The organism is Holophagales bacterium, from assembly GCA_016699405.1.
Classification (GTDB): domain Bacteria; phylum Acidobacteriota; class Thermoanaerobaculia; order Multivoradales; family JAGPDF01; genus JAAYLR01.
Window position 1 is genome coordinate 4,233,276 of record CP064972.1, and the last position, 17,356, is coordinate 4,250,631.

General features: G+C 70.5%; 23 protein-coding genes. 1 reads left to right on the top strand and 22 read right to left on the bottom strand.

Annotation, left to right across the window (positions count from 1 at the left end; translation table 11 throughout):
• Positions 1-256: 256 nt before the first annotated feature.
• The 21 genes from IPJ17_17465 to IPJ17_17565 all read right to left on the bottom strand — a co-directional run bounded on the left by IPJ17_17465 (position 257) and on the right by IPJ17_17565 (position 15,308).
• The gene (locus IPJ17_17465) at positions 257-412 is read right to left on the bottom strand and encodes a hypothetical protein (GenBank protein ID QQR73251.1); all 156 of its coding nucleotides are present in this window, start codon (positions 410-412) and stop codon (positions 257-259) included.
• Between the two features lie 173 nt (positions 413-585).
• The gene (locus IPJ17_17470) at positions 586-2,604 is read right to left on the bottom strand and encodes a hypothetical protein (GenBank protein QQR73252.1); all 2,019 of its coding nucleotides are present in this window, start codon (positions 2,602-2,604) and stop codon (positions 586-588) included.
• Positions 2,605-2,865: 261 nt separating this feature from the next.
• On the bottom strand, positions 2,866-3,237 hold the full coding sequence (locus IPJ17_17475; protein ID QQR73253.1) for a VOC family protein: 372 nt from the start codon (positions 3,235-3,237) through the stop codon (positions 2,866-2,868).
• A 144-nt stretch (positions 3,238-3,381) separates the two neighbouring features.
• The gene (locus IPJ17_17480; GenBank protein QQR73254.1) at positions 3,382-3,795 is read right to left on the bottom strand and encodes a cupin domain-containing protein; all 414 of its coding nucleotides are present in this window, start codon (positions 3,793-3,795) and stop codon (positions 3,382-3,384) included.
• A gap of 116 nt (positions 3,796-3,911) precedes the next feature.
• Positions 3,912-4,367 (bottom strand): DUF3592 domain-containing protein, encoded by a 456-nt coding sequence (locus IPJ17_17485; GenBank protein QQR73255.1) that lies wholly within the window; start codon positions 4,365-4,367, stop codon positions 3,912-3,914.
• A 73-nt stretch (positions 4,368-4,440) separates the two neighbouring features.
• Complete coding sequence (locus IPJ17_17490) at positions 4,441-4,899, bottom strand: hypothetical protein (protein ID QQR73256.1); 459 nt, start codon at positions 4,897-4,899, stop codon at positions 4,441-4,443.
• 118 nt (positions 4,900-5,017) lie between these two features.
• Positions 5,018-5,617, bottom strand: coding sequence for a histidine phosphatase family protein (locus tag IPJ17_17495; protein ID QQR73257.1), 600 nt, complete (start codon positions 5,615-5,617; stop codon positions 5,018-5,020).
• Positions 5,618-5,706: 89 nt separating this feature from the next.
• Complete coding sequence (locus tag IPJ17_17500; protein QQR73258.1) at positions 5,707-5,979, bottom strand: hypothetical protein; 273 nt, start codon at positions 5,977-5,979, stop codon at positions 5,707-5,709.
• A 128-nt stretch (positions 5,980-6,107) separates the two neighbouring features.
• Positions 6,108-6,395 (bottom strand): hypothetical protein, encoded by a 288-nt coding sequence (locus tag IPJ17_17505; protein ID QQR73259.1) that lies wholly within the window; start codon positions 6,393-6,395, stop codon positions 6,108-6,110.
• Positions 6,385-6,975 (bottom strand): RNA polymerase sigma factor, encoded by a 591-nt coding sequence (locus IPJ17_17510; protein ID QQR73260.1) that lies wholly within the window; start codon positions 6,973-6,975, stop codon positions 6,385-6,387. The genes IPJ17_17505 and IPJ17_17510 overlap by 11 nt, the downstream gene beginning before the upstream one ends.
• Complete coding sequence (locus IPJ17_17515; GenBank protein QQR73261.1) at positions 6,965-7,342, bottom strand: hypothetical protein; 378 nt, start codon at positions 7,340-7,342, stop codon at positions 6,965-6,967. Before IPJ17_17515 ends, IPJ17_17510 begins: the two co-directional genes overlap by 11 nt.
• Positions 7,343-7,471: 129 nt before the next feature.
• Positions 7,472-7,897, bottom strand: coding sequence for a hypothetical protein (locus IPJ17_17520; GenBank protein ID QQR73262.1), 426 nt, complete (start codon positions 7,895-7,897; stop codon positions 7,472-7,474).
• A complete protein-coding gene (locus IPJ17_17525) occupies positions 7,894-8,700 on the bottom strand; it encodes a DNA alkylation repair protein (protein ID QQR73263.1) in 807 nt (268 codons plus the stop codon). The genes IPJ17_17520 and IPJ17_17525 overlap by 4 nt, the downstream gene beginning before the upstream one ends.
• A 10-nt stretch (positions 8,701-8,710) precedes the next feature.
• Positions 8,711-9,109 (bottom strand): hypothetical protein, encoded by a 399-nt coding sequence (locus tag IPJ17_17530; GenBank protein ID QQR73264.1) that lies wholly within the window; start codon positions 9,107-9,109, stop codon positions 8,711-8,713.
• Between the two features lie 38 nt (positions 9,110-9,147).
• Positions 9,148-9,891: an SDR family oxidoreductase gene (locus IPJ17_17535; GenBank protein QQR73265.1), complete on the bottom strand. Its 744-nt coding sequence runs from the start codon at positions 9,889-9,891 to the stop codon at positions 9,148-9,150.
• Between the two features lie 363 nt (positions 9,892-10,254).
• Positions 10,255-10,806 (bottom strand): NADAR family protein, encoded by a 552-nt coding sequence (locus IPJ17_17540; GenBank protein ID QQR73266.1) that lies wholly within the window; start codon positions 10,804-10,806, stop codon positions 10,255-10,257.
• 295 nt (positions 10,807-11,101) lie between these two features.
• Positions 11,102-11,377, bottom strand: a complete 276-nt coding sequence (locus IPJ17_17545; protein ID QQR73267.1) for a hypothetical protein — start codon at positions 11,375-11,377, stop codon at positions 11,102-11,104.
• Between the two features lie 229 nt (positions 11,378-11,606).
• Positions 11,607-12,026 carry a DUF1801 domain-containing protein gene (locus IPJ17_17550; GenBank protein ID QQR73268.1) on the bottom strand — a complete coding sequence of 140 codons (420 nt, stop codon included), beginning with the start codon at positions 12,024-12,026 and terminating at the stop codon, positions 11,607-11,609.
• Between the two features lie 249 nt (positions 12,027-12,275).
• Positions 12,276-12,848 carry a hypothetical protein gene (locus IPJ17_17555; GenBank protein QQR73269.1) on the bottom strand — a complete coding sequence of 191 codons (573 nt, stop codon included), beginning with the start codon at positions 12,846-12,848 and terminating at the stop codon, positions 12,276-12,278.
• Positions 12,849-12,853: 5 nt separating this feature from the next.
• Complete coding sequence (locus tag IPJ17_17560; GenBank protein QQR73270.1) at positions 12,854-14,065, bottom strand: hypothetical protein; 1,212 nt, start codon at positions 14,063-14,065, stop codon at positions 12,854-12,856.
• Between the two features lie 469 nt (positions 14,066-14,534).
• Positions 14,535-15,308, bottom strand: coding sequence for an EFR1 family ferrodoxin (locus IPJ17_17565; protein QQR73271.1), 774 nt, complete (start codon positions 15,306-15,308; stop codon positions 14,535-14,537).
• A gap of 101 nt (positions 15,309-15,409) precedes the next feature.
• On the opposite strand from IPJ17_17565, the gene IPJ17_17570 reads away from it, so the two are divergent.
• On the top strand, positions 15,410-16,762 hold the full coding sequence (locus tag IPJ17_17570) for a VOC family protein (protein ID QQR73272.1): 1,353 nt from the start codon (positions 15,410-15,412) through the stop codon (positions 16,760-16,762).
• A gap of 71 nt (positions 16,763-16,833) precedes the next feature.
• Here IPJ17_17570 and IPJ17_17575 read toward each other — a convergent pair whose 3' ends face one another.
• Positions 16,834-17,286: an SRPBCC family protein gene (locus IPJ17_17575; protein ID QQR73273.1), complete on the bottom strand. Its 453-nt coding sequence runs from the start codon at positions 17,284-17,286 to the stop codon at positions 16,834-16,836.
• Positions 17,287-17,356 lie beyond the last annotated feature (70 nt).

The window sequence follows — 17,356 nt, forward strand, 5'->3', positions numbered from 1 at the left end:
AGAAGTAAGTTCCCGCAGGATGGCTCGGCGTGACAGAGATCGACGCTTTCGCCAGCAATCGACGAGCACGGCGAGCGGACGGCAGGGCCTTCGATCGAGGCAAGGAGACCGCGACGCGCGTGGGCCGCCGCACCGGCAGCGGATCGACCTCGCGCGGCGATCGAGCGAAGCCGACGAGGCCGTCGGCCCGGCGCCAGCGCCGGTCACCGAGTCGATCGGTGCCCGGAGCAGGACGAGGGCCGCGAGCCGCGAAAGGTCAGGTCGAGAACGAGAAGAGCACGCCGTCGTCGGTCGACGTCTCGCGCAGCGAGGCACCGGCGTGCTCCGGGAGCACGGCGCGCCAGAAACGCAGCGCGGGGGCGTTTTCGTGCAGAGCGAAGGGCTCGCCGAGCGGGAAGCGGACCCCTGGCATCCTGATCGGGAACGGTGATACCCCGGCGACGGTGGCGCCGCGCCGCACCGGCTGGTCGAAGTGCGGTGTTTCGCACTGCTCGATCAGCCGGTCGCGCGCACCGGGCGTGGTCGTGTCGTCGTGCAGACCGAGGATGGCCCTCAGCTGCTAGCTCCAGCAGGCGGTCGGCCGGCTCAAGCCCCCTTCGTCGCGCCCGCCTCGGGCGCGGCGGGCGGTGCGGTCCGGCCACGCTCGAGACCACCGAGGAACTTCATCAACTGCGCCCCGACGCCGTTGGCGAGACCTCCGCCTTCGCCGCCGACGATGAGGATCTCCGGCACGAAGCGATTCGCCCCTTCGGCGAGCTTGCTCACCACGTTGACCACCGTGGTTCCCACCTCGCCCACCGCGTCGCGCTGGGCCTTGAGTCCGGCGGCGAGCGCGAGGCCGCGGGCCTCGGTCTCGACGGCGCGGGCGCGACCGACCTGGGTCAGGTAGCTCGCCTCGCCTTCCGCCTCGCGGATCCGCGCCTTCGCCCGGTTCTCGTTGATGCCGATCGAGACCTGCGCCGCCGCGAGCTCCTTCTGCATGTCGGCCGTGCCGGTCGCCGCCTCCATGGCGATGCGCTGCTCCTCGGCCTCGCGGCGCTTCTGGAAGGTGGCGATCTCCTGGTTGGCGATCTCGCGCTGCTGCAACACGGCGACGAGGTTCGGCGGCAGGACGATGTCCTGGATGTAGGCGCCCGGCGTTTCGACGTCGTAGCTCCGGAGGTGCCCGGTGATGTACTCCTGGGCCTCGCTCTGCACGGTGCTACGCGCCTGGATGAACCGCACCGCGGCCATGCCCTGCAGCTTGTCGCGGAAGTAGTTGCCCACCGCTGCCTGCAGCACCTCGTTGATGAGATTCGTCATCGACCCGACGCGCGAGATGACGCGCGGGGCCATCACGTCCGAAACGTGGATCTGCACCTGCAGGTCGATGCTGAACTCGAACCCTTCCTGGCTCTTCGCACCGATCGTCGACAGGCCGCTGTCGAGGTTGTGCGCCTGGCTGTTCGCCGCGCCCCAGTTGAGCGTCAGGATGAAGGTCGGCACCATGACGACCTCGTAGACGTGCGGGTTCAGCGGGTACTTGCCGGTGCGCAGCGGCTCCTGCCAGAGCCCGCGATGCCCGGGCCGCACCAGCGAGCCGTGCTTGAACTCCGAGCCCGAGGTGTCCTCGGTCGGCAGGCCGACGTACGACTTGACGACCGCGACCTCACCCTGCTTGACCGTCTGCATCGGCACCGTCTCCACCTTCACCAGGAAGGGGTTCAGGTTGTAGGCACCGGGCAGGAGCGGGTCGTGCTGTCGCCCGATACGACCACCGGCGTCGAGGAAGGCCTGGAAGTCCTGGTAGTTGTTGTGTAGCGCGTTCTTGCTGCCGAGCACCAGCTCGATGAGCTGCTGGTCGGCGCGGCGGATCTCCTCCGCCGAGCTGCCGGGAGGGGACTTCCGCTCTTCCTCCTCGATGTCGTCGAAGCCGCCGAGCCGACTGGCGATCTGCCCCGGCTCGACGGGTGGCCCGTCCAGAGCGGTGACGACGCCGATCATGTCGACGCCGTTCTCCGCCGCACCGATGCGGGTGACCATGAGGTCGGAGCGCTCCAGGTTCCAGGCCGCGCAGGTCAGGCTGCCCTTGAGCGTCTTGCGCAGCAGCTCCTTGTCGATCGGCTCGCCGTAGACACGGTCCGCCGTGATGACGAGAAATCCGATGGGATGGATCGGCGCCACCGTACCGCCGGGAAGGACCGGCCGTTGCGTGCCCTTCTGGCCACCGCCGCGGACGAAGGCGCGCAGGTCGGCGAAGTTGCCGAACTCGCGCTTGTACTGGACGCTCTTGGCGCCCGTCGGCGGTGCCGCACCCACCTGGGCGATGACCACCCCGATCTGGCCGGCGGGCACCTGCGGCAGCGGGTACTTGACCACGCTGTACAACGGCCAGAACTTGAACCGGAGACCGGGCATGAGCAGATCGGCCTGGTAGCCCGCCTCGCCGTCGAAAGCGATGACGTTCTCGTTGCCGAGCCGCGACAGGCTCCACTTCTTGATCACCAGGCCGATCTCCGTCGGCCCGATGCGGTGCGTCGATACCAAGAGGACGAGGGCGAGGATGACCAGCACGGCGGGCAGCCAGGCATAGCCGACGAGCAGGCTGAGGAGAGTGGAGGACATGGTCTGTGGGGCTCCTGTCGCAGCGCTTTCGGAGCGCATCGCGCGTCGACCGGTCGGCCGCTCCGAGGCTCGAGGGGTCGGAAGGCTCCTCGATCTTCTCACGTGGCCGCCCCCAGGGCCCCCGCGTTCGATGCGGCCCACCACCCGGTTCCGACCCGCCCGCCGGTGCCCCGCCACTGCAGCGGGAGCGCGCTCCCCCCGGGCGGAGCCAGCCCACCCCGCCGCCACGTCACCGCGGGCGGCGCGGGATCCGGCGGCGGCTCAGCGGTGCTGGTCGACGAGGATCGGATTGCCGTCCGGGTCGACCGCGACGAAGCTCGCCGGGCCGGTCGTCGACTCGTCGGCCTCGCTGACCAGCATCACCCCCTGGGCCTTGAGCTGACGCTGCAGCTCCCGCACGTCGGTGAACGCGTCGACCGGCGCAGCGTTCTGGTCCCACCCGGGATTGAAGGTCAGGATGTTCTTCTCGAACATCCCCTGGAAGAGCCCGAGGACGTGACGGCCGTTCCTGAGAACGAGCCAGTTCCTTTCCTGATTTCCACCGGCCACGGTGAAGCCGAGCTTCTCGTAGAAGGCCCGGGAGGCGGCGATGTCCTTCACCGCCAGACTCACCGAAAACGCGCCGAGATCCATGAGCTGCCCCCTTGTCGTTGGTTGCTCTTGCACCGGGCCCGAGAGCACGTGGACGCTCCGAACCGGCGTCCGTTGGTGTCGCGAGCGGTCGACGGACGTTCGCGAGCTAGGCGAACCAGCCGCTCGCCGCCACGCCGTTGGCGTTCACTTCACCTCGGTCGTCGGGGCCTTGCCTCGCTCGGCGACCAGCACGACCGCCGTCTTCGCGACGACACTCCCCTCGTTGATCACGTCGTGCACGCGGCCCGGCAGGACGTGGTAGACCTCCCCGGCCGTGAGCTTCGCCGTCGGGCTCCCCTCGCTGACGAGCGTGATCGCCCCCTCGACGACGAAGCCGAAGAGCTCGCCGGCGTGGGTGTGCCGGCCCTCCGAGCTCCCCGGAGGCAACTCGACGAGCGCCATGATCGCGTCGCGATCGGGCAGGCTCGTCGCCTCCTTGAGGACGATCTGTTTCTTCACCGCCGGAGCCTGCTCCCCGCGCGCCCGCTCGCCAGCGAGCAGACCGATCACGACGAGCGACAGGATCGTCGCGACTCGACTCGTTGCTCTCGATCTCATCTCTCCTCCTTGCGGCACGCCCTGGCGGGCGAGCCCATTCCGGCCTCTCGCAAGTCCGACATCGCCGGACCTCTGGCGGATGATCGGCGGACTCTAGCGCGTCCCGGCGTCGCGGGTCACGCGGCGCTGCGGATCGGCGTGCCGCGGCCCTTCCCGGCGTCGCGCCAGAGACCGACCGCCATGACGAGGAATGCGAGCGCCGCGAGACCGCGCGAAACGATCGAGCGCCACAGTGTGCGGACGCTCACGAGACGCGCCCGCGAGAGATCGCTCGGATCGTAGGCGACGAGGACCGGGTCCCCCACCTGCTGTCGCGGCCGCGGCGCCAGCACTCCCGTCGTCTCGGCGAGGACCCGCAGGCGGTGCGTGACGCCCGCGGCGTCGGCGAGCTCGACGATCAGGGTGAACCCCTCCCCTTCCCGCTCCACGGCGACGACCGTGCCGTTGGCTACCGCGCCGAGCGCGTCGGCGGAGCGGGCGCGCAGCTCGTCCCGGAGGAGCGCGGGGATCGACGCCGCCACGGCGAGGCCGAGCAGGGCGGTGACCAGGGCGAGGGCACGGCGGCGCGTCATCGGGTTGAGTCTTCCCCGCCGGCGCGCCGGCGGCGCGACAGGTCGCGATGGCTCGACACGCGTCCGCCTCTCGCTACGCGCGCCGGTAGTGATGCTCGGTGAAGCGGCGCCATCCCTTCTGGGTGCGCGATTCGACCGCCCATCTCAGGCCGTCGTCGTCGGCCGGCCAGTAGACCATCCGCGCGAGACCTGCGGGCATCTCGGCCTCGAAGGCGATCGCCGACGGGTGGACGTCCTGGCCGTCGGCGAGCCGGCCGACGGACCGCTTGCCGTCGGAGGTGAACGACCAGAAGGTGAGCTCGCCCGATTCGCCGACGCCGTAGATCGCGTGCTCCAGATAGCGCTTGCCCGAGAAGTCCCACTCGGCCTCGAGAACGATCCAGGCACCGCCGATCGCGCGGGCAAACGACCGGCGACAGGCCACCGGGCCCATCGGCGAATCCGCGGTCGCCGACCAGACGCCGAGGAGCGGATCGAGGAGCCCGAGCTTCCCTCGCCCGCGCTTCCAACGCTTCGATTCCTTCTCCGGCATCGCCGCTCCCTTCCGGATCTCCGTTCCACGCTCCGTCCGGTGCGGGTCGGCCTGGCAGCCCCATGCCGCCGGCCGACCAGGCCACCGAATCACCCGCGAGAGAATCCGTTGGCGAAAGCTACCTCAATCGGCGTCGCGAGAGCACCCAGGCGCTCCAGGGGCGCGACCCGCGACGGCCCGGTTCGTGCCCCCAGCCCGCCCGTTCGAGACCGCGGGCGAGCTCGACGCGAAAGGAGGCGTGCGTGACGACGACCATCCGACCGTGGCGCTCGGCCAGCTCGTCGAGCCACGCGGTGGCGTCACGCACCCGCTCGACTTCCACCGCCGATGGGAACCGACCCCGCCAGGCCATCCCCCGCATGCGCAGCCCGATGGCGACGGCCCACCCGATCAGCGGGAGCCGCACCGCGCCGAGCTCCGGGCCCGGCAGCTCGAGCTCGCGGAGGCGAGGCGAGAGGACGACCTCGCGCCCTGGCGCCAGCAGCCTCGCGGACACCACCGCACGCGGCGCATCGCTCGCCAGCACCAGGTCCGCGCTCTCGACGATCGCCCGGAGCGCGGACGGCACCCTCTCGTCCTCGCGAATCCCCGCCCTTTCGTACGCCTCGCGCCAAGCGCGCAGGCCGGCGGCGTCGATCCACCCGGTCTGTCCATGAGCGGACCGCCCGTGGCGGATCAGCACGATCTGCCGCGCTGCCTGCTCGAGCTCACCGTGCATGGCGTCGACGCGCCCTCGAGCGTCGAGGCTCGATCAGCGCCTTCGTCACCAGGGCTCGCTTCGCTCCACGGCCATCGCGAGGCTCGGGCTCAGCCGTCGCTCTTCACCAGCGGAATCAGAAAGGTGTGGATCACGGCCATGGCGAGGAGCCCCGCCGCCATCGCCGCAATGCCGACGGGAAGCGACTCGGAGCGCATCAGCACGAAGCCGCCGAGGAAGGCGGGGGTCGCCGCGAAGATCGCCGCGGCGTGCGTCGTCACGATCTTGCCGCACGATTGACAGCGCACTGCGCGGCCGGGGCCGAGCCCCGCCTTGCGCCAGGTGCTCATCGCCGCACGCTTGCAGTAGGGACACTCGACCATCGTCGTCTCGCCTCGTGGGCCTTCGTCGATCGCTCCCCTGCGACCGATGCGCCCCTGCCCGCACTCTACCGGCTCGCGGCTCCGATGGGCGAGCCACGGCGTGTCCGACCGGCGCGCGACGCGTCGCCTCACCCGCCGAACACCAGCCGCCGCGCGTAGGCGCTCGCCCCCGCCGCGACGACGACACCGCTCGCCGCCGCGCTGGCGAGCGCCGCGGGGGGCAGCTCGCGCATCAGCCACCCGGCGACCGCGAGAGCCATCAGGGCGTAGGCCACCATCACCGCGCGGCCGGCGGGCGTCAGGCGGCGGGGTCGGAGGCGGCGCCGCAGGCGCTCGTCGAAGCCCGGCGAGAGCTGCGGCACCGGCGCCGCCAGAGCCTGGCGCAACAGGGCGTCCATCGCATCGTCATCTTGCATCGCAACCTCGCTCGAGGAGCATCGCCTGCAGCAGTCGCCTGGCGCGGTGGAGATAGGACTTCACGGTGTTCTCGGGCACGTCGAGCAGCACGGCGATCTCGCCCATGCTCGCTCCCATCCAATAGTGCAGGCGCAGCGCCGACTGGTAGACCTCCGGCAGCTCACCGACGCAGTCGTGCACCGCCCGCCGTCGGGCCGACTCCGCCAGACGATCGTACGGACCGCGCTCCGGCGACGGGGACTCGACCAGCACCTGCTCGCTCACGTGAACCTTGCGAAACCGGGCGCGCGCCTTGAGGTTGAGCGCCTGATTGAAGGCGATGCGGTAGATCCACGAGCCGACCTTCGCCTCGCCGCGGAAGGTGCGCAGCGCATGGTGGACGCGCAGCATGACCTCCTGGGCGACCTCCTCGGCCTCCGGGGCGAGCTCCTGGCCGAGCAGCGAGACGGCGAGCCGGAAGACCGGCTCGCGGTAGCGCCGGACGAGCTCGGCAAAGGCCGCTTCGTTTCCCGGCTCGCGGCATTGCGCGACGAGCCACTCGTCGTCGCGCTCGGCGAGCGGGATCGGGTCAGCGCTCACGTTCTACGGACAGCGCGTAGTACAGCATCAGGCCGACTCCGAGCAGCGCCAGCGGCAACGGCAGCGGCCAGAGGGCAGCGCCGCGGAGGCGCCAGTCGAGCAGGTAGAGCGCCAGCATCGAGCCGAAGCCGAAAGCCGACCAGACGAGGCCGTGCAGCAACGGCGCGTGCGGGTCCCCCGGCCTGGCGCTCGGCGCGGGCTCGAGCGGCAGCTCGGGCAGCGGGATGCCCTTCTCCATTGCCGCCAGGCGCTCCTGGTGCAGGATGTCCAAGCGGCGCTGGCGTTCGGCATGCTTGAAGTAGAGATACGCCACGAACGCTGCGGCGAGCGCCGCAACGATGATGCCGTCCCCGAATGAGTGTCCCATGTCGTTCTCCTCACCCTTGAGACCGGGGGAGACGCTCCACGGTTGCAGACCGCACCACCAGAAGGTGAACGGCTGGCCGCCCTCCCGGCGCCGAGCCCGCCGCACGAGGCCGCCGGGCACTCGGGCGCTTCAGAGGACGATCTCGACGACCGCGTCGCGCAGCAGGCGGAAGACGAGGGGCGACCAGCAGGCGTCGCCGTGCAGGGTGCCGATCTCGTGGCCGTTGGTGCAGACGGCGTTGGCCTCGCCGCGCGGCTGCGGGCCGCAGCAGCCGTGACGGGCGCCGGGGCTCAGCGTGTGCGTCACGTCGGCGGCGTCGAGCAGGAAGTCGCCGGTCGCGAAGGCGACGACCTCGCCGTCGGCGGAGAGATAACGTACCTCTGCTCGCCGCCCGGTGACGAAGTCGCGATACGACCAAGGCCGGTCGACGCGGACGAAATGCCCGGCGGCGACCATCGGCTCGCCGGCGCTCACCGCCTCGCACGCCGGGAGCTCCCGCAGGAAATCGGTGAGTGCGGCCGAGCAGATGCGGCAGGCGAAGGCGGCGTGTCTCACGGGCGGCTCCTCTTGGCGCGGTTCGGCTTCGACGCGGAAGCCGCCGCTCGACGCCCGGCGGCGAGCTCGCCGAGCAGCCGCTCGCGCGTCGTCGCGGGCGCGTGCTTGAGCGCGTTGCGCAGGCTCTCGGTCGAGAAGTGCGGCAGGTGCGCCTCGACGAAGGCGAGCGCCGCGGCGGCATCGTGCTGCCCCAGGTCGCGCAGGACCCAGCCGACGGCAGTCTTGGCGAAGCGTTCCTCGCGCTGGATCAGGACCGCGCAGGAGCGCAGCACCAGCGGGTGGTGCTCCCGCTCGGCGATCCCCTTGACGAAGCCGACGACCGAGGAGCGAGCCTGCCAGAGATCGGCCGAACCGCTCCACGTCGCGAGCGCCGCGGCGCAGGGTCCGCCGTGGGCGGCGACCGTCGGGCCGAGGACGCGCACGCAGAACCAGTCACAGGTGTTCCAGTCGGCGATCAGCCGGCGCCGGTAGAGCGTCTCGTAACGCGCGAAGGCGTCGCGCCAGGAGACGCGGTCGACCAGGAACTCCTGCAGGAAAAGGATGCCGGCGAGCTTGTCCTCGGCGAGCGGCTCCTCGAAGAGCCGCAGGGCGAGAGCGAGCTGATCGGCGACGCGCCACGCGTCGATGCCGTGAGCGACGCGCCACGCGGCGACCTCCGTGCGGATGCGCGGGATGCCGACGCCGCGGAAGGCGATGGCGCCCTTGAGGTACGCCTCCCACCAGCGTCGCGTCGCCACCGATGCCGCGCCGTCGAGCGCCTCTTGCAGGCGGGCGACGAGCGCGGCGACTCGCGCGCTCTCCAAGACCTCCACCCTAGCGCTCGACGAGAGTCATGACGACGGTCGGAATGAACACCAGGACGATGCAGCCGACGAGCAGGTAGTTGCCGCGGAGGGGGTTGAAGTCCTCGGCCACGGATGCCCACGGCCGCTTCATCGCCAGGCGGGCGACCGCGACGTCGAACGACGCCATGTAGAGCGCCAGCACCAGCCCGAGCGCGAGCAGCGGCGCGCGCCCCGTGACGCCGAGCGTCGGGACGATCCACCAGCAGACGAGGAACGCCAACAGGCATCCCGTGACGATGCTCACCTGCTGCGCCCGCCGCTTGCCCACCCGCGGCACAAGGAAGCGCACGCGCGCGATGCCGTGCAGCATCTCTGCGCCGGAGAGCGCGAGGCAGAGCGCGAGCACCCGCAGGGCGAGCTCGAACATGAGCGGATCGTAGCGGGGATGCGAGGGTTCGGGAACCCTCAGTTGACCTGCAGCCCGCCGTTGACGGGCACCGTGACACCGGTGACGAATCCGGCCTTCAGCACCCCGAGCACGGCCTCGGCCATGTCCTCGGCGAGCGCGACACGGCGCAGCGGCGTGTGCCCGGCGACCGCGCGTTTCGCCTCCTCCGGCAGGAACGAGGTCGCATCGGTGAGCGTCAGCCCGGGAGCGACCGCATTGACGCGGATGCCCGCGGGGCCGAGCTCAAGCGCCAGGGCGCGCACGAGACCCTCGAGCCCCGCCTTGGCGGCGCTGTGGGCGCAGAAGCCCCAGCCCGGGTGGCGCGCCAGGCTGCTGGAGATCGCCACGATGCTGCCTTCCTTCGCCTCGAGCATCTGCGGCACGACGGCCCGGCAGCCGTGAAACGCTGCCGCCAGCTCGCCGTTGAGCTTCGCCTCGAAGGCCTCCCAGGGGTACTCCAGGAATCCCTTCACGGGAAAGCCGATCGAGGCGTTCAGCACCAGGATGCCGATCGGGCCGAGCTCGGCCTTCACCCGCTCGGCCATCGCCTGGAGCTGCTCCGGGTGGCGCGCATCGGCCCGCACCGCGAGCGCCTGCCCGCCGGCGGCACGGATCTCGTCGACCACGACGAGGGCCTTGGCTTCGGACTGGTGATAGTTCACCGCGACGCGAACCGCCTCCTGGCCCAGCGCCCGCGCGATGGCAGCGCCGATCCCGCGGCTCGCGCCGGTGACGAGTGCGACCTTCCCTGCAATCTCCATTTCAGCCTCCTCGACTCGGGATATTCGACGTTCGTGGGAAGCGGGTCAAGGGGCTTGACTCGGCAAACCTCGACCGGCCACGTGGCGGGCCGTGCCCCTCGAACCGTCTCCCAACCCGGCGCCAACTCGCCGGCTCAACATGGCCGGCGGATCCGGTGGAAGACGGTGACGCATGGTCCACGGCGCCCACCGCTGCTCCTCGACGACGCGGCCGGCCAACCGCTGTCGGAGGATTTTGGAGGCCTCGCCGCGGTGGCTGCTGCCCACGCGGCCGGACGGGGTCCCTGGTGAGGAGGCGGCGTCAGCGGGCAGCGAGTGTCGAGGCGAAGGCGAGGACCGCTGCCGGCGAAGGGACGAGACGCCTCAGGCGGCGAAGCCGGCGCGGACCTGCATCAGGGCGAAGCCGAGGAGGTTGAGGCCGGGCCAGAGGTTCGGGTCGCGGGCGCGCTCGTCGTCGTGGGCGAGGCCGATCCCCCAGATCCGGTCGAGCGGACTGGCCTCGACGAGGACGCGGGCATGCGTCTCTGCGAGAAAGCGCCGGAGCTCGGCGTGCTGGGCGAACTTGGCCTCGTTGGCGCGGACGACGGTGGCGAAACGATGGCGGTTCCAGGTCGCCTCGTCGAAGCCCTGCACCTGCCGCCCGAGCGCCTTGGCTGCGCCCGGATGAGGAGCCGCGAGGATGCGGCGGCGCACCCCCTCGTCGCCGAAGAGCCGCGCCTTCTCGGCCATCATGAAGTGCTCCGCCGTCGCATAGCGCTCCCCGTCGAGTTCGAACGGGGCGGTGTACCACTGGCTGAAACAGGAGGCGTCGACGCCGCGGCCGGCGCTCTCGTGGCTCCAGAAGAAGATGAACTTCAGCTTCTCCCCGGCGTTGAAGCGGGCACGGAGGTCGTCGAGCCGTTGTTCGTCGCGCATCGGGAACGTCGAGAATATCTGCAAGCGAGTCCGGATCGCCGACCGCTCGCTGGCGGCGTCAACCTCCATCGGAGTGCCTCCAGCTGGAGAAGCCGATCGCAACGTGACTCATGTCGGCGCCGAGGAAGCCGAGCGCCATCGCGAGGCAGAGCCACCAGCGGCAGGGCGAGCGCCAGAACAGACGCTGCGTGAGCAGGGCGAGACCGAGTAGCCAAAGCAGCGGCGTGTCGGTCGGCGCGAGGAAGCCGACGGCCGAGTGCGACCCGGTGAAATCGGGGGCAGCGATCCGCGGGATCTAGCTGGCGAAGCAGACCGCGATCCCGGCGCCATCGTGCGCGAGGCCGACCTTCTGCGGCCTGGCGACGAGCTCGAACGGCGCGAAGAACAGCAGCGCGAAGTGGGCGACTCGCAGCCCGTTCTCGGTCGCCGCAAGGAGGGTCGGGATGGCGCGCCAGAACACCGCGGGCGAGAAGGCCGGCGGCAGCCGGGGAGAGAGCGCGGCGTTCCAGACGAAGACGGGACCGAGAAGCCAACCGATCTTCTTCAGGTAGCGCATCGGCGGCGAAGGCACGGTGCGCTCCGGGGACGGTTCGGGTCGGTGCGTCGTCATCCCCCGGTGCTGCGACGCCCGGCGCGTCGCGGGCGGTGTGGGCGAGAGGCCTCAGAGCCCTCCAGGTCGGCCGCTCGGTGGTGCAGCGCGGTCGCCGGCGAGCTCTCCCCGCCCAGGCGCCGCGCACTGCGCCCGCAGAGCCCGGCGCCACCGCGACGCCTCGCGGGGATCGCCGCGGGGCCGCAACCCCTCAGGGCTTCGCCTTCCTCGCCGACTTCGACTTGCCCGCGCCGTTCAACGCGACCGCCTGGCGAACGAGTGCCTTGAACGCCGACTCGTCCACCTCGTCGCCCTCGTGGAGGTCGATCGCGCGGCGCACGTTGCCGTCGAGGCTCGAGTTGAAGAGGTGTGCCGGATCGTCGAGCGACGCGCCCTTGGCGAAGGTGAGCTTGACGACCTTCCTGTAGGACTCGCCGGTGCAGAGGATGCCGTCGTGCGACCAGACCGGCGTGCCCATCCACTTCCACTCCTCGACCACCTCCGGGTCGGCCGCCTGGATGAGCGCGCGCATCCGGGCGAGCGTCGCCCCGCGCCAATCCCCGAGCTCGGCGATCCGCTGCGAAATGAGCTCCGACGCCGACGGGCCCTCGCTCTCTTTGGACTCGGTCATCGGCGCATCCTAGAGCTTCCGACGGAAGGGTCAAGTCGCCTGTGGATCGCGAAGTCGACGACTCCCTCGAGGGCACCGCCAACCTTGATGCACACCGACCGCCCCCGGTGAATGCGCTCACTCCTCCACCGCCACCGTCTCGACCTCGATCATCGATTCGGGCGAACCCGGCGGACCCGCGCACGAGACGAGTCGCCGGAGTCCCCCGGGGAAGGTCGCGGTCCCGAATCCCCTGGAGCGCACCTCGAGCTACCGAGCCTCGCTCGCCAAGCCCCGGTCGAGCCCTGCGCCACGGCCCGAACGTTGCGGATCGACGACGGACTCCTGCCAGTCCGTCCGCAGGGCCCAGAGCGCCGCCGCGGTGATCATCGCCACGTGGATCGTGAGATCGGACCAGAAGTGGACGGCGTGCCAACCGAGACCGCTCGCGACGGTGAGGTGAATCGCGCCGACGACCCGGAGCAGGTTGAACGTCGCCACCACCGCGCCCATCGCCAGGAGCTGTCCGAGGTTCCATCCGACCCGGCGACCCGGCCTCCAGAGCAATGGGGTGAGCACGAGAGACAGATCGAGGTAGGTGCAGTTCGGCGTGAGGGCGAAGGTCTTGCCGTCCACCAGGAGGAGGAGCGCGGTGCCCCTCCCGACCGTCTGGACCGGGTCGCCGATGGCGGCAAGACCCAACGCGAACGCACGGTGCCAAGCCACTTGCAGAGGGACCCAGTCGAAGGCGTAGTAGACCGCGAGGCCCGCGAGAACACCGAGCACTCGGACGAGGATCCGGCGATCGAATCGCCTCTCGTGCGACACGACGGTGGCGCTCATCCGACTCAGGAAGCGTGCATCCGTCGTGCGATCCGCCTGCCGGTCACCAGCACCAGCAAGCCCAGCAGCGCGGCGGCGCCAGCCAGGTGCTCCACTCCGCACGACACTGCGCCTCCGTTGGTGAGGAACGCGGCAAAGTACATGTAGTTCGAGGCGTTGTTCTGCGCTGCTGTCGGATCGCCCCCCGCCAGCGAGGCGCAGCCCTTGCAGCCGTACACCGTATCCGCGGTCATGGCCCAGTGACTCAGCTCGTGGTAGAGGATCGTCTCCTGAGAGTCCAACTGGTTGACCGGCGGATAGTTGAAGAAGACGAGCGGACAGGCGTAGACGGTCGAGTTCGCTCCGCCGAGGCAGGTGAAGGCGACGACCCCTGCGGTCTGACAGAAGCTCGTCGGCCCCGAGCACGTGTTGGTCCCCGAGCAATCCAGGATGACCGTGCCTGCGGCTCGGGTGGACACCGTCGACGTCACCCCTTGCACCTTCGTCAAGCCTGCGGCGGCGCAGGGCGCTCCGAACATCGTCTTCGCCGCGGCACTCTGATCCCAGTCCGAGCAGGTCCAACCCCCGACGGTCGAGGTGACCGTTACCGCCTTGGTGCTCATCGCACCGAACGCGGTGTTCAGCGATGTCTGCTGGGGCGCCGTGCAGCCGACGAAGCTGCTGATCGCGCCCTGGCCAGAAGGCCCAGTGAGCGCCGCTTCCGGCGCGACACGACGGTCGAGCATGCGGAGGCGGACCGTGTTGGATCGCACCTCCCGGCCCTGCAGCGCCTTGACGCGGAGGTTCGGGATCTTGTCGAACGCCACATGGTGAAATCCGTGCCGTGCCCGGATCTCGTAGGCGCCGGCCGCGGTCAGGTCGTATGCCCCCGCCAGGTCGATGCTGGCGGTGAGGGAGCCGTTCGGCGGCAGGAGTGCCCAGTTCGAAGCGACCGGGTCGGTTCGCGACGCCATCGCGCCGCGGAACTTCCGCTCCTCGCCGTCGAGAAGGACGATGAACGGATCCCCGATGAGCCCTTCGAGCGGCGTATTCCACTTCAGGATCGCGACGGGGCGCGATTCGTGGTTCGTCACGGTGTAGCGGATCTGCACGGTGTCGGCCTGTCGATAGCTCTCGCGCTCCAGCGACAGTTCGATCGACAGGTTCTGGGCCAGACAGGCCCCGGGAACAGCAGCGAAGAGCAGGGGGGCAGCGGCAACGAGCATCCATGGGCGCATGAGCGACTCCTTGAGAGGTCTGGGTGCGACGACTGGGGCATGCACATCGTCAGGCCGGGCCTGGCGCGATGACATCGGGCGATCGCTACCTCCACGAGTGCCTGCGTTGGGTGAAGCGCCCAGCCGCGACCCGGACCGTCTCTCGGCCAACGTCGCGTCCCACTCGAGTCGCCCCCCGCCGAGCCCTTCGGTCCTTGGCCGGAGAGGTACGCCTCGTCCTTCGCTTCCGCATGACCGACGGGGCGACACCCTCTCCCCTGCCGGTCCGGTCGCTCTTGCGGCGACCGAGTGCCCAGGCGACGCCCTCTCGGGCGCCTCCACACGCGTTGCATTCCGTTTGTGTTGCTCACCATAGCACGAGTTGACGCCATGCCACGCCGTCAGCCTCGCCATTTCGCGGCTCGACGGCTTCCCCGCGACAACCAGACGATCGAAATGAATGCGAAGGCGCTGTGCGCCCGGTTCCGGGCTACCCCGCGCTCCCCGCCCGCTTCGCCTGCTTCAGGATCTTCGTCAGCCGGTAGCGACCCCAGAACCGGTACCGCGTGAGCGAGGTCGAAACGAGGAGCCACTGAAGCCCGGGGAGTCGTCCGATGCGGTGGATCAACCGGTAGGTCACGGCCAGGGCCGCGAGAAGGAGGAGGTTGTCGAAGGCGAAACGGGTCCACCCCACGAGCGCGCCGCCGGTACCGAGATCGAGCCTTCCCGTCAGCGCCGTCCAGGTCCAGTCCGCGAGGTAGGCCTCGACGAGAAAGATCAGCGCGGCGAGGTAGCCGTGTCCGGTCTCGATCGCCCGCGCCGGGCACTCGTTCATGCAGCGCATGCAGCTCTCGCAGCGGAAGGTCCAGAACGGTCGGCCGCGCACCGTCTCGATCGCCCGCACCGGGCAGCGCGTCTGGCAGCTGCCGCAGGCGTTGCACGCCGCGCTGGCGTAGAACGACTTGGCGAAGACGAAGCGGCCGACGAGGGAGTAGGCCAGGCTGACCGGCGCGATGAGCAGGTCCTGGACGAGGTCGAGAAGCGCGCGGTAGTCGGTGCCCCCGGAGGCGAGGCGCGCGGCGAAGCGCCGGGTGATCGCCTCGCAGCGGTCGCTGATCGCCACGACCGCCTTCGACCGCAGGCTCGGGTGGATCGACAGCCAGTTCGACGGCATGTCGATCGGCCGCATGCCGGCGATCCGGTAGCCCTTGGCAAGGAGGACCACCGCGGCGAGCCACAGCGCGATGCCGCTCAGCCCGGGCATTGCGATCGCGCTGCGCGTGGTCTCGGCGGTGGCCGGAGCCTCGTCTCGCGAGAACCTCGCGCCGCGCCGCCACGTAATCGAAGGAGAACCCGGAGGTCACCGTGCGAACATCACCGCTACGCAGCTCGTCGTGTCAGCGCGCCTCGCGAACCCGGCTTACGCTGACGCTCGTCGCCTGGGCGATCGCCGGCACGGTGGAAGGTCGTGCCCGAGCGGCGGAACCGGACGCCTCCGCCAGGATCTCCACGAGCGTGATGCTGGCGCGGTCCGAAGTGCGGGCCGGGCATCTGGAGACGGCGGGGGCATTGCTGACGATCGCTCGCGGGCTCGCCGGGGACGGCGAGCTCGCGGCGAGCGATCGAGCGGCCCTCGAGCTCGCCGAGGCCGAGCTCGTCTACACCCGCGCCTTCCTGGTCGGTCCGCCGTACGACGCTGCCGTCGACGCTCTGCGAGCGGCTCTCCGTCGCGCCGAGCAATCCGGCGATTGCGGGCTCGTCGCCGAGGCGCAGGACCTCCTCGCCCTGGCGCTCGACTCGCGCGGCAAGCCGAGCTCCGACGCGGCGGAGGCGCGCGCCCTCCTCGAGAGCGCGCTCGCCACCCGCCGCGCCACGGGAAGAGCATGCGACACTGCCGAGACGCTCTTCCACCTCGGCCTGGTTCACGAGCATCGCAACCCAGCGACGACGAGCGACCTCGCGCAGGCGCGTGCGCACTACGAGGAGGCGTTGGCCGTCGCGACGTCGGCAGAATGCCTCTACGAGGCGTCGTTCGCCGAGCGCCACCTCGCCGGGCTCGCGGCGGACCGCGGAGACCTCACCGCGGCTCGCCGCGGCTTCGAACGCTCGCTCGCCTTGCGGCGCGCGGCTGGCGCTGCCCTCGTCATCGCTCCTGCCCTCACGGCACTCGCCGACGTCCTTGCCGAGCAGGGCCAGGACCTTCAGGCGCGGGCGCTCTACGAGGAGGCGATCGAGACCGCACAGCGCATCGGCTCGCCACGCTTCGAGAAGGCGGCGATGGTGGGGCTGAACCAGCTCACGAGCCGCGCACTTCCACCGCTCGTCACCGCGTCGTTCGCGGCCCTGTCGGTGAGCGACGTCGATCGCCTCGCCGCCTGGTACACACAGCTCCTCGGCTTCAGCGTGGAGATCGACCGGCGGCCGGCCTCGGGAGGGCCGAAGGCGATGCTGCTGTCGCGCGACGGCGCTCGGCTCGAGCTCCTCGAATTCCCCACCGCGAAGTCCCGCCAGGGCTGGGGGCTCGACGCTGAAGCCCACGAGCTTCACGGCATCCTGAAGATCGGCTTCGTCGTCGCGGACCTCGATGCGCTCTACGCCACGGCGCAGTCGCGGCAACTGACCCTCTTCTTCCCTCTCGTCACCCCGGAGGGGTCAAGCCTCCGCACCTTCGGCCTGCTCGACCCGGACGGGAACATCGTCCAGATCTTCGGCAAGTAATCCCCGCGCGGCGAGAAGCGCGCCCGGTGTGAATCGATCCGCCTCGCGGCCTCTCCCCTTGCCGCCTCACCTCAGCCCTGGTCCGGGATCTCCGGCTCGACGAGCTGGGCGAGCATGGAAAGCGACTCCTGCCAACCGAGGTAACAGGCTTCGGCGGGGATCATCTCGGGCACGCCTTCCTGGACGACGGTGAGCTCGGTGCCGCAGAAGACGGCGCGCAGGGTCACGGTGGTGAGCATCTCGCCGGGCAGCGCGGGGTCGTCGAAGGCGTCGGTGTAACGGAGGCGCTCGCCCTCGACGAGCTCGAGGTAGCGGCCCCCGAAGTGGTGGGAATGTCCGGTCGAGAAGTTGGTGAACGACATCCGGTAGGCGCCGCCGACCACCGCGTCGATGGCGTGCACCTTGCCGGTGAAGCCGTGCGGGGGCAGCCACTTCGCCATCGCGTCGGGGTCGAGGAAGGCGCGGTAGACGCGCGCCGGCGGGGCCTTGAGCACGCGGTGGAGGCGGATCGTCTGAGGCGGCATGGCGACTCCTTTCGTCGGGTCGTCGAGTCGGAGGCTCGGTGGATCGATGGCGGGCAGCGCGAGGCGAGCG

Excerpts from the sequence above, each read along its gene's own strand:
- IPJ17_17575 (QQR73273.1), bottom strand. The coding sequence starts at position 17,286 with ATGCCGCCTCAGACGATCCGCCTCCACCGCGTGCTCAAGGCCCCGCCG.
- IPJ17_17555 (QQR73269.1), bottom strand. The coding sequence starts at position 12,848 with ATGAGCGCCACCGTCGTGTCGCACGAGAGGCGATTCGATCGCCGGATC.
- IPJ17_17495 (QQR73257.1), bottom strand. The coding sequence starts at position 5,617 with ATGCACGGTGAGCTCGAGCAGGCAGCGCGGCAGATCGTGCTGATCCGC.
- IPJ17_17565 (QQR73271.1), bottom strand. The coding sequence starts at position 15,308 with ATGCCCGGGCTGAGCGGCATCGCGCTGTGGCTCGCCGCGGTGGTCCTC.
- IPJ17_17490 (QQR73256.1), bottom strand. The coding sequence starts at position 4,899 with ATGCCGGAGAAGGAATCGAAGCGTTGGAAGCGCGGGCGAGGGAAGCTC.
- IPJ17_17540 (QQR73266.1), bottom strand. The coding sequence starts at position 10,806 with ATGCGCGACGAACAACGGCTCGACGACCTCCGTGCCCGCTTCAACGCC.
- IPJ17_17550 (QQR73268.1), bottom strand. The coding sequence starts at position 12,026 with ATGACCGAGTCCAAAGAGAGCGAGGGCCCGTCGGCGTCGGAGCTCATT.
- IPJ17_17535 (QQR73265.1), bottom strand. The coding sequence starts at position 9,891 with ATGGAGATTGCAGGGAAGGTCGCACTCGTCACCGGCGCGAGCCGCGGG.
- IPJ17_17470 (QQR73252.1), bottom strand. The coding sequence starts at position 2,604 with ATGTCCTCCACTCTCCTCAGCCTGCTCGTCGGCTATGCCTGGCTGCCC.
- IPJ17_17500 (QQR73258.1), bottom strand. The coding sequence starts at position 5,979 with ATGGTCGAGTGTCCCTACTGCAAGCGTGCGGCGATGAGCACCTGGCGC.
- IPJ17_17480 (QQR73254.1), bottom strand. The coding sequence starts at position 3,795 with ATGAGATCGAGAGCAACGAGTCGAGTCGCGACGATCCTGTCGCTCGTC.
- IPJ17_17505 (QQR73259.1), bottom strand. The coding sequence starts at position 6,395 with ATGCAAGATGACGATGCGATGGACGCCCTGTTGCGCCAGGCTCTGGCG.
- IPJ17_17515 (QQR73261.1), bottom strand. The coding sequence starts at position 7,342 with ATGGGACACTCATTCGGGGACGGCATCATCGTTGCGGCGCTCGCCGCA.
- IPJ17_17560 (QQR73270.1), bottom strand. The coding sequence starts at position 14,065 with ATGCGCCCATGGATGCTCGTTGCCGCTGCCCCCCTGCTCTTCGCTGCT.
- IPJ17_17465 (QQR73251.1), bottom strand. The coding sequence starts at position 412 with ATGCCAGGGGTCCGCTTCCCGCTCGGCGAGCCCTTCGCTCTGCACGAA.
- IPJ17_17485 (QQR73255.1), bottom strand. The coding sequence starts at position 4,367 with ATGACGCGCCGCCGTGCCCTCGCCCTGGTCACCGCCCTGCTCGGCCTC.
- IPJ17_17530 (QQR73264.1), bottom strand. The coding sequence starts at position 9,109 with ATGTTCGAGCTCGCCCTGCGGGTGCTCGCGCTCTGCCTCGCGCTCTCC.
- IPJ17_17475 (QQR73253.1), bottom strand. The coding sequence starts at position 3,237 with ATGGATCTCGGCGCGTTTTCGGTGAGTCTGGCGGTGAAGGACATCGCC.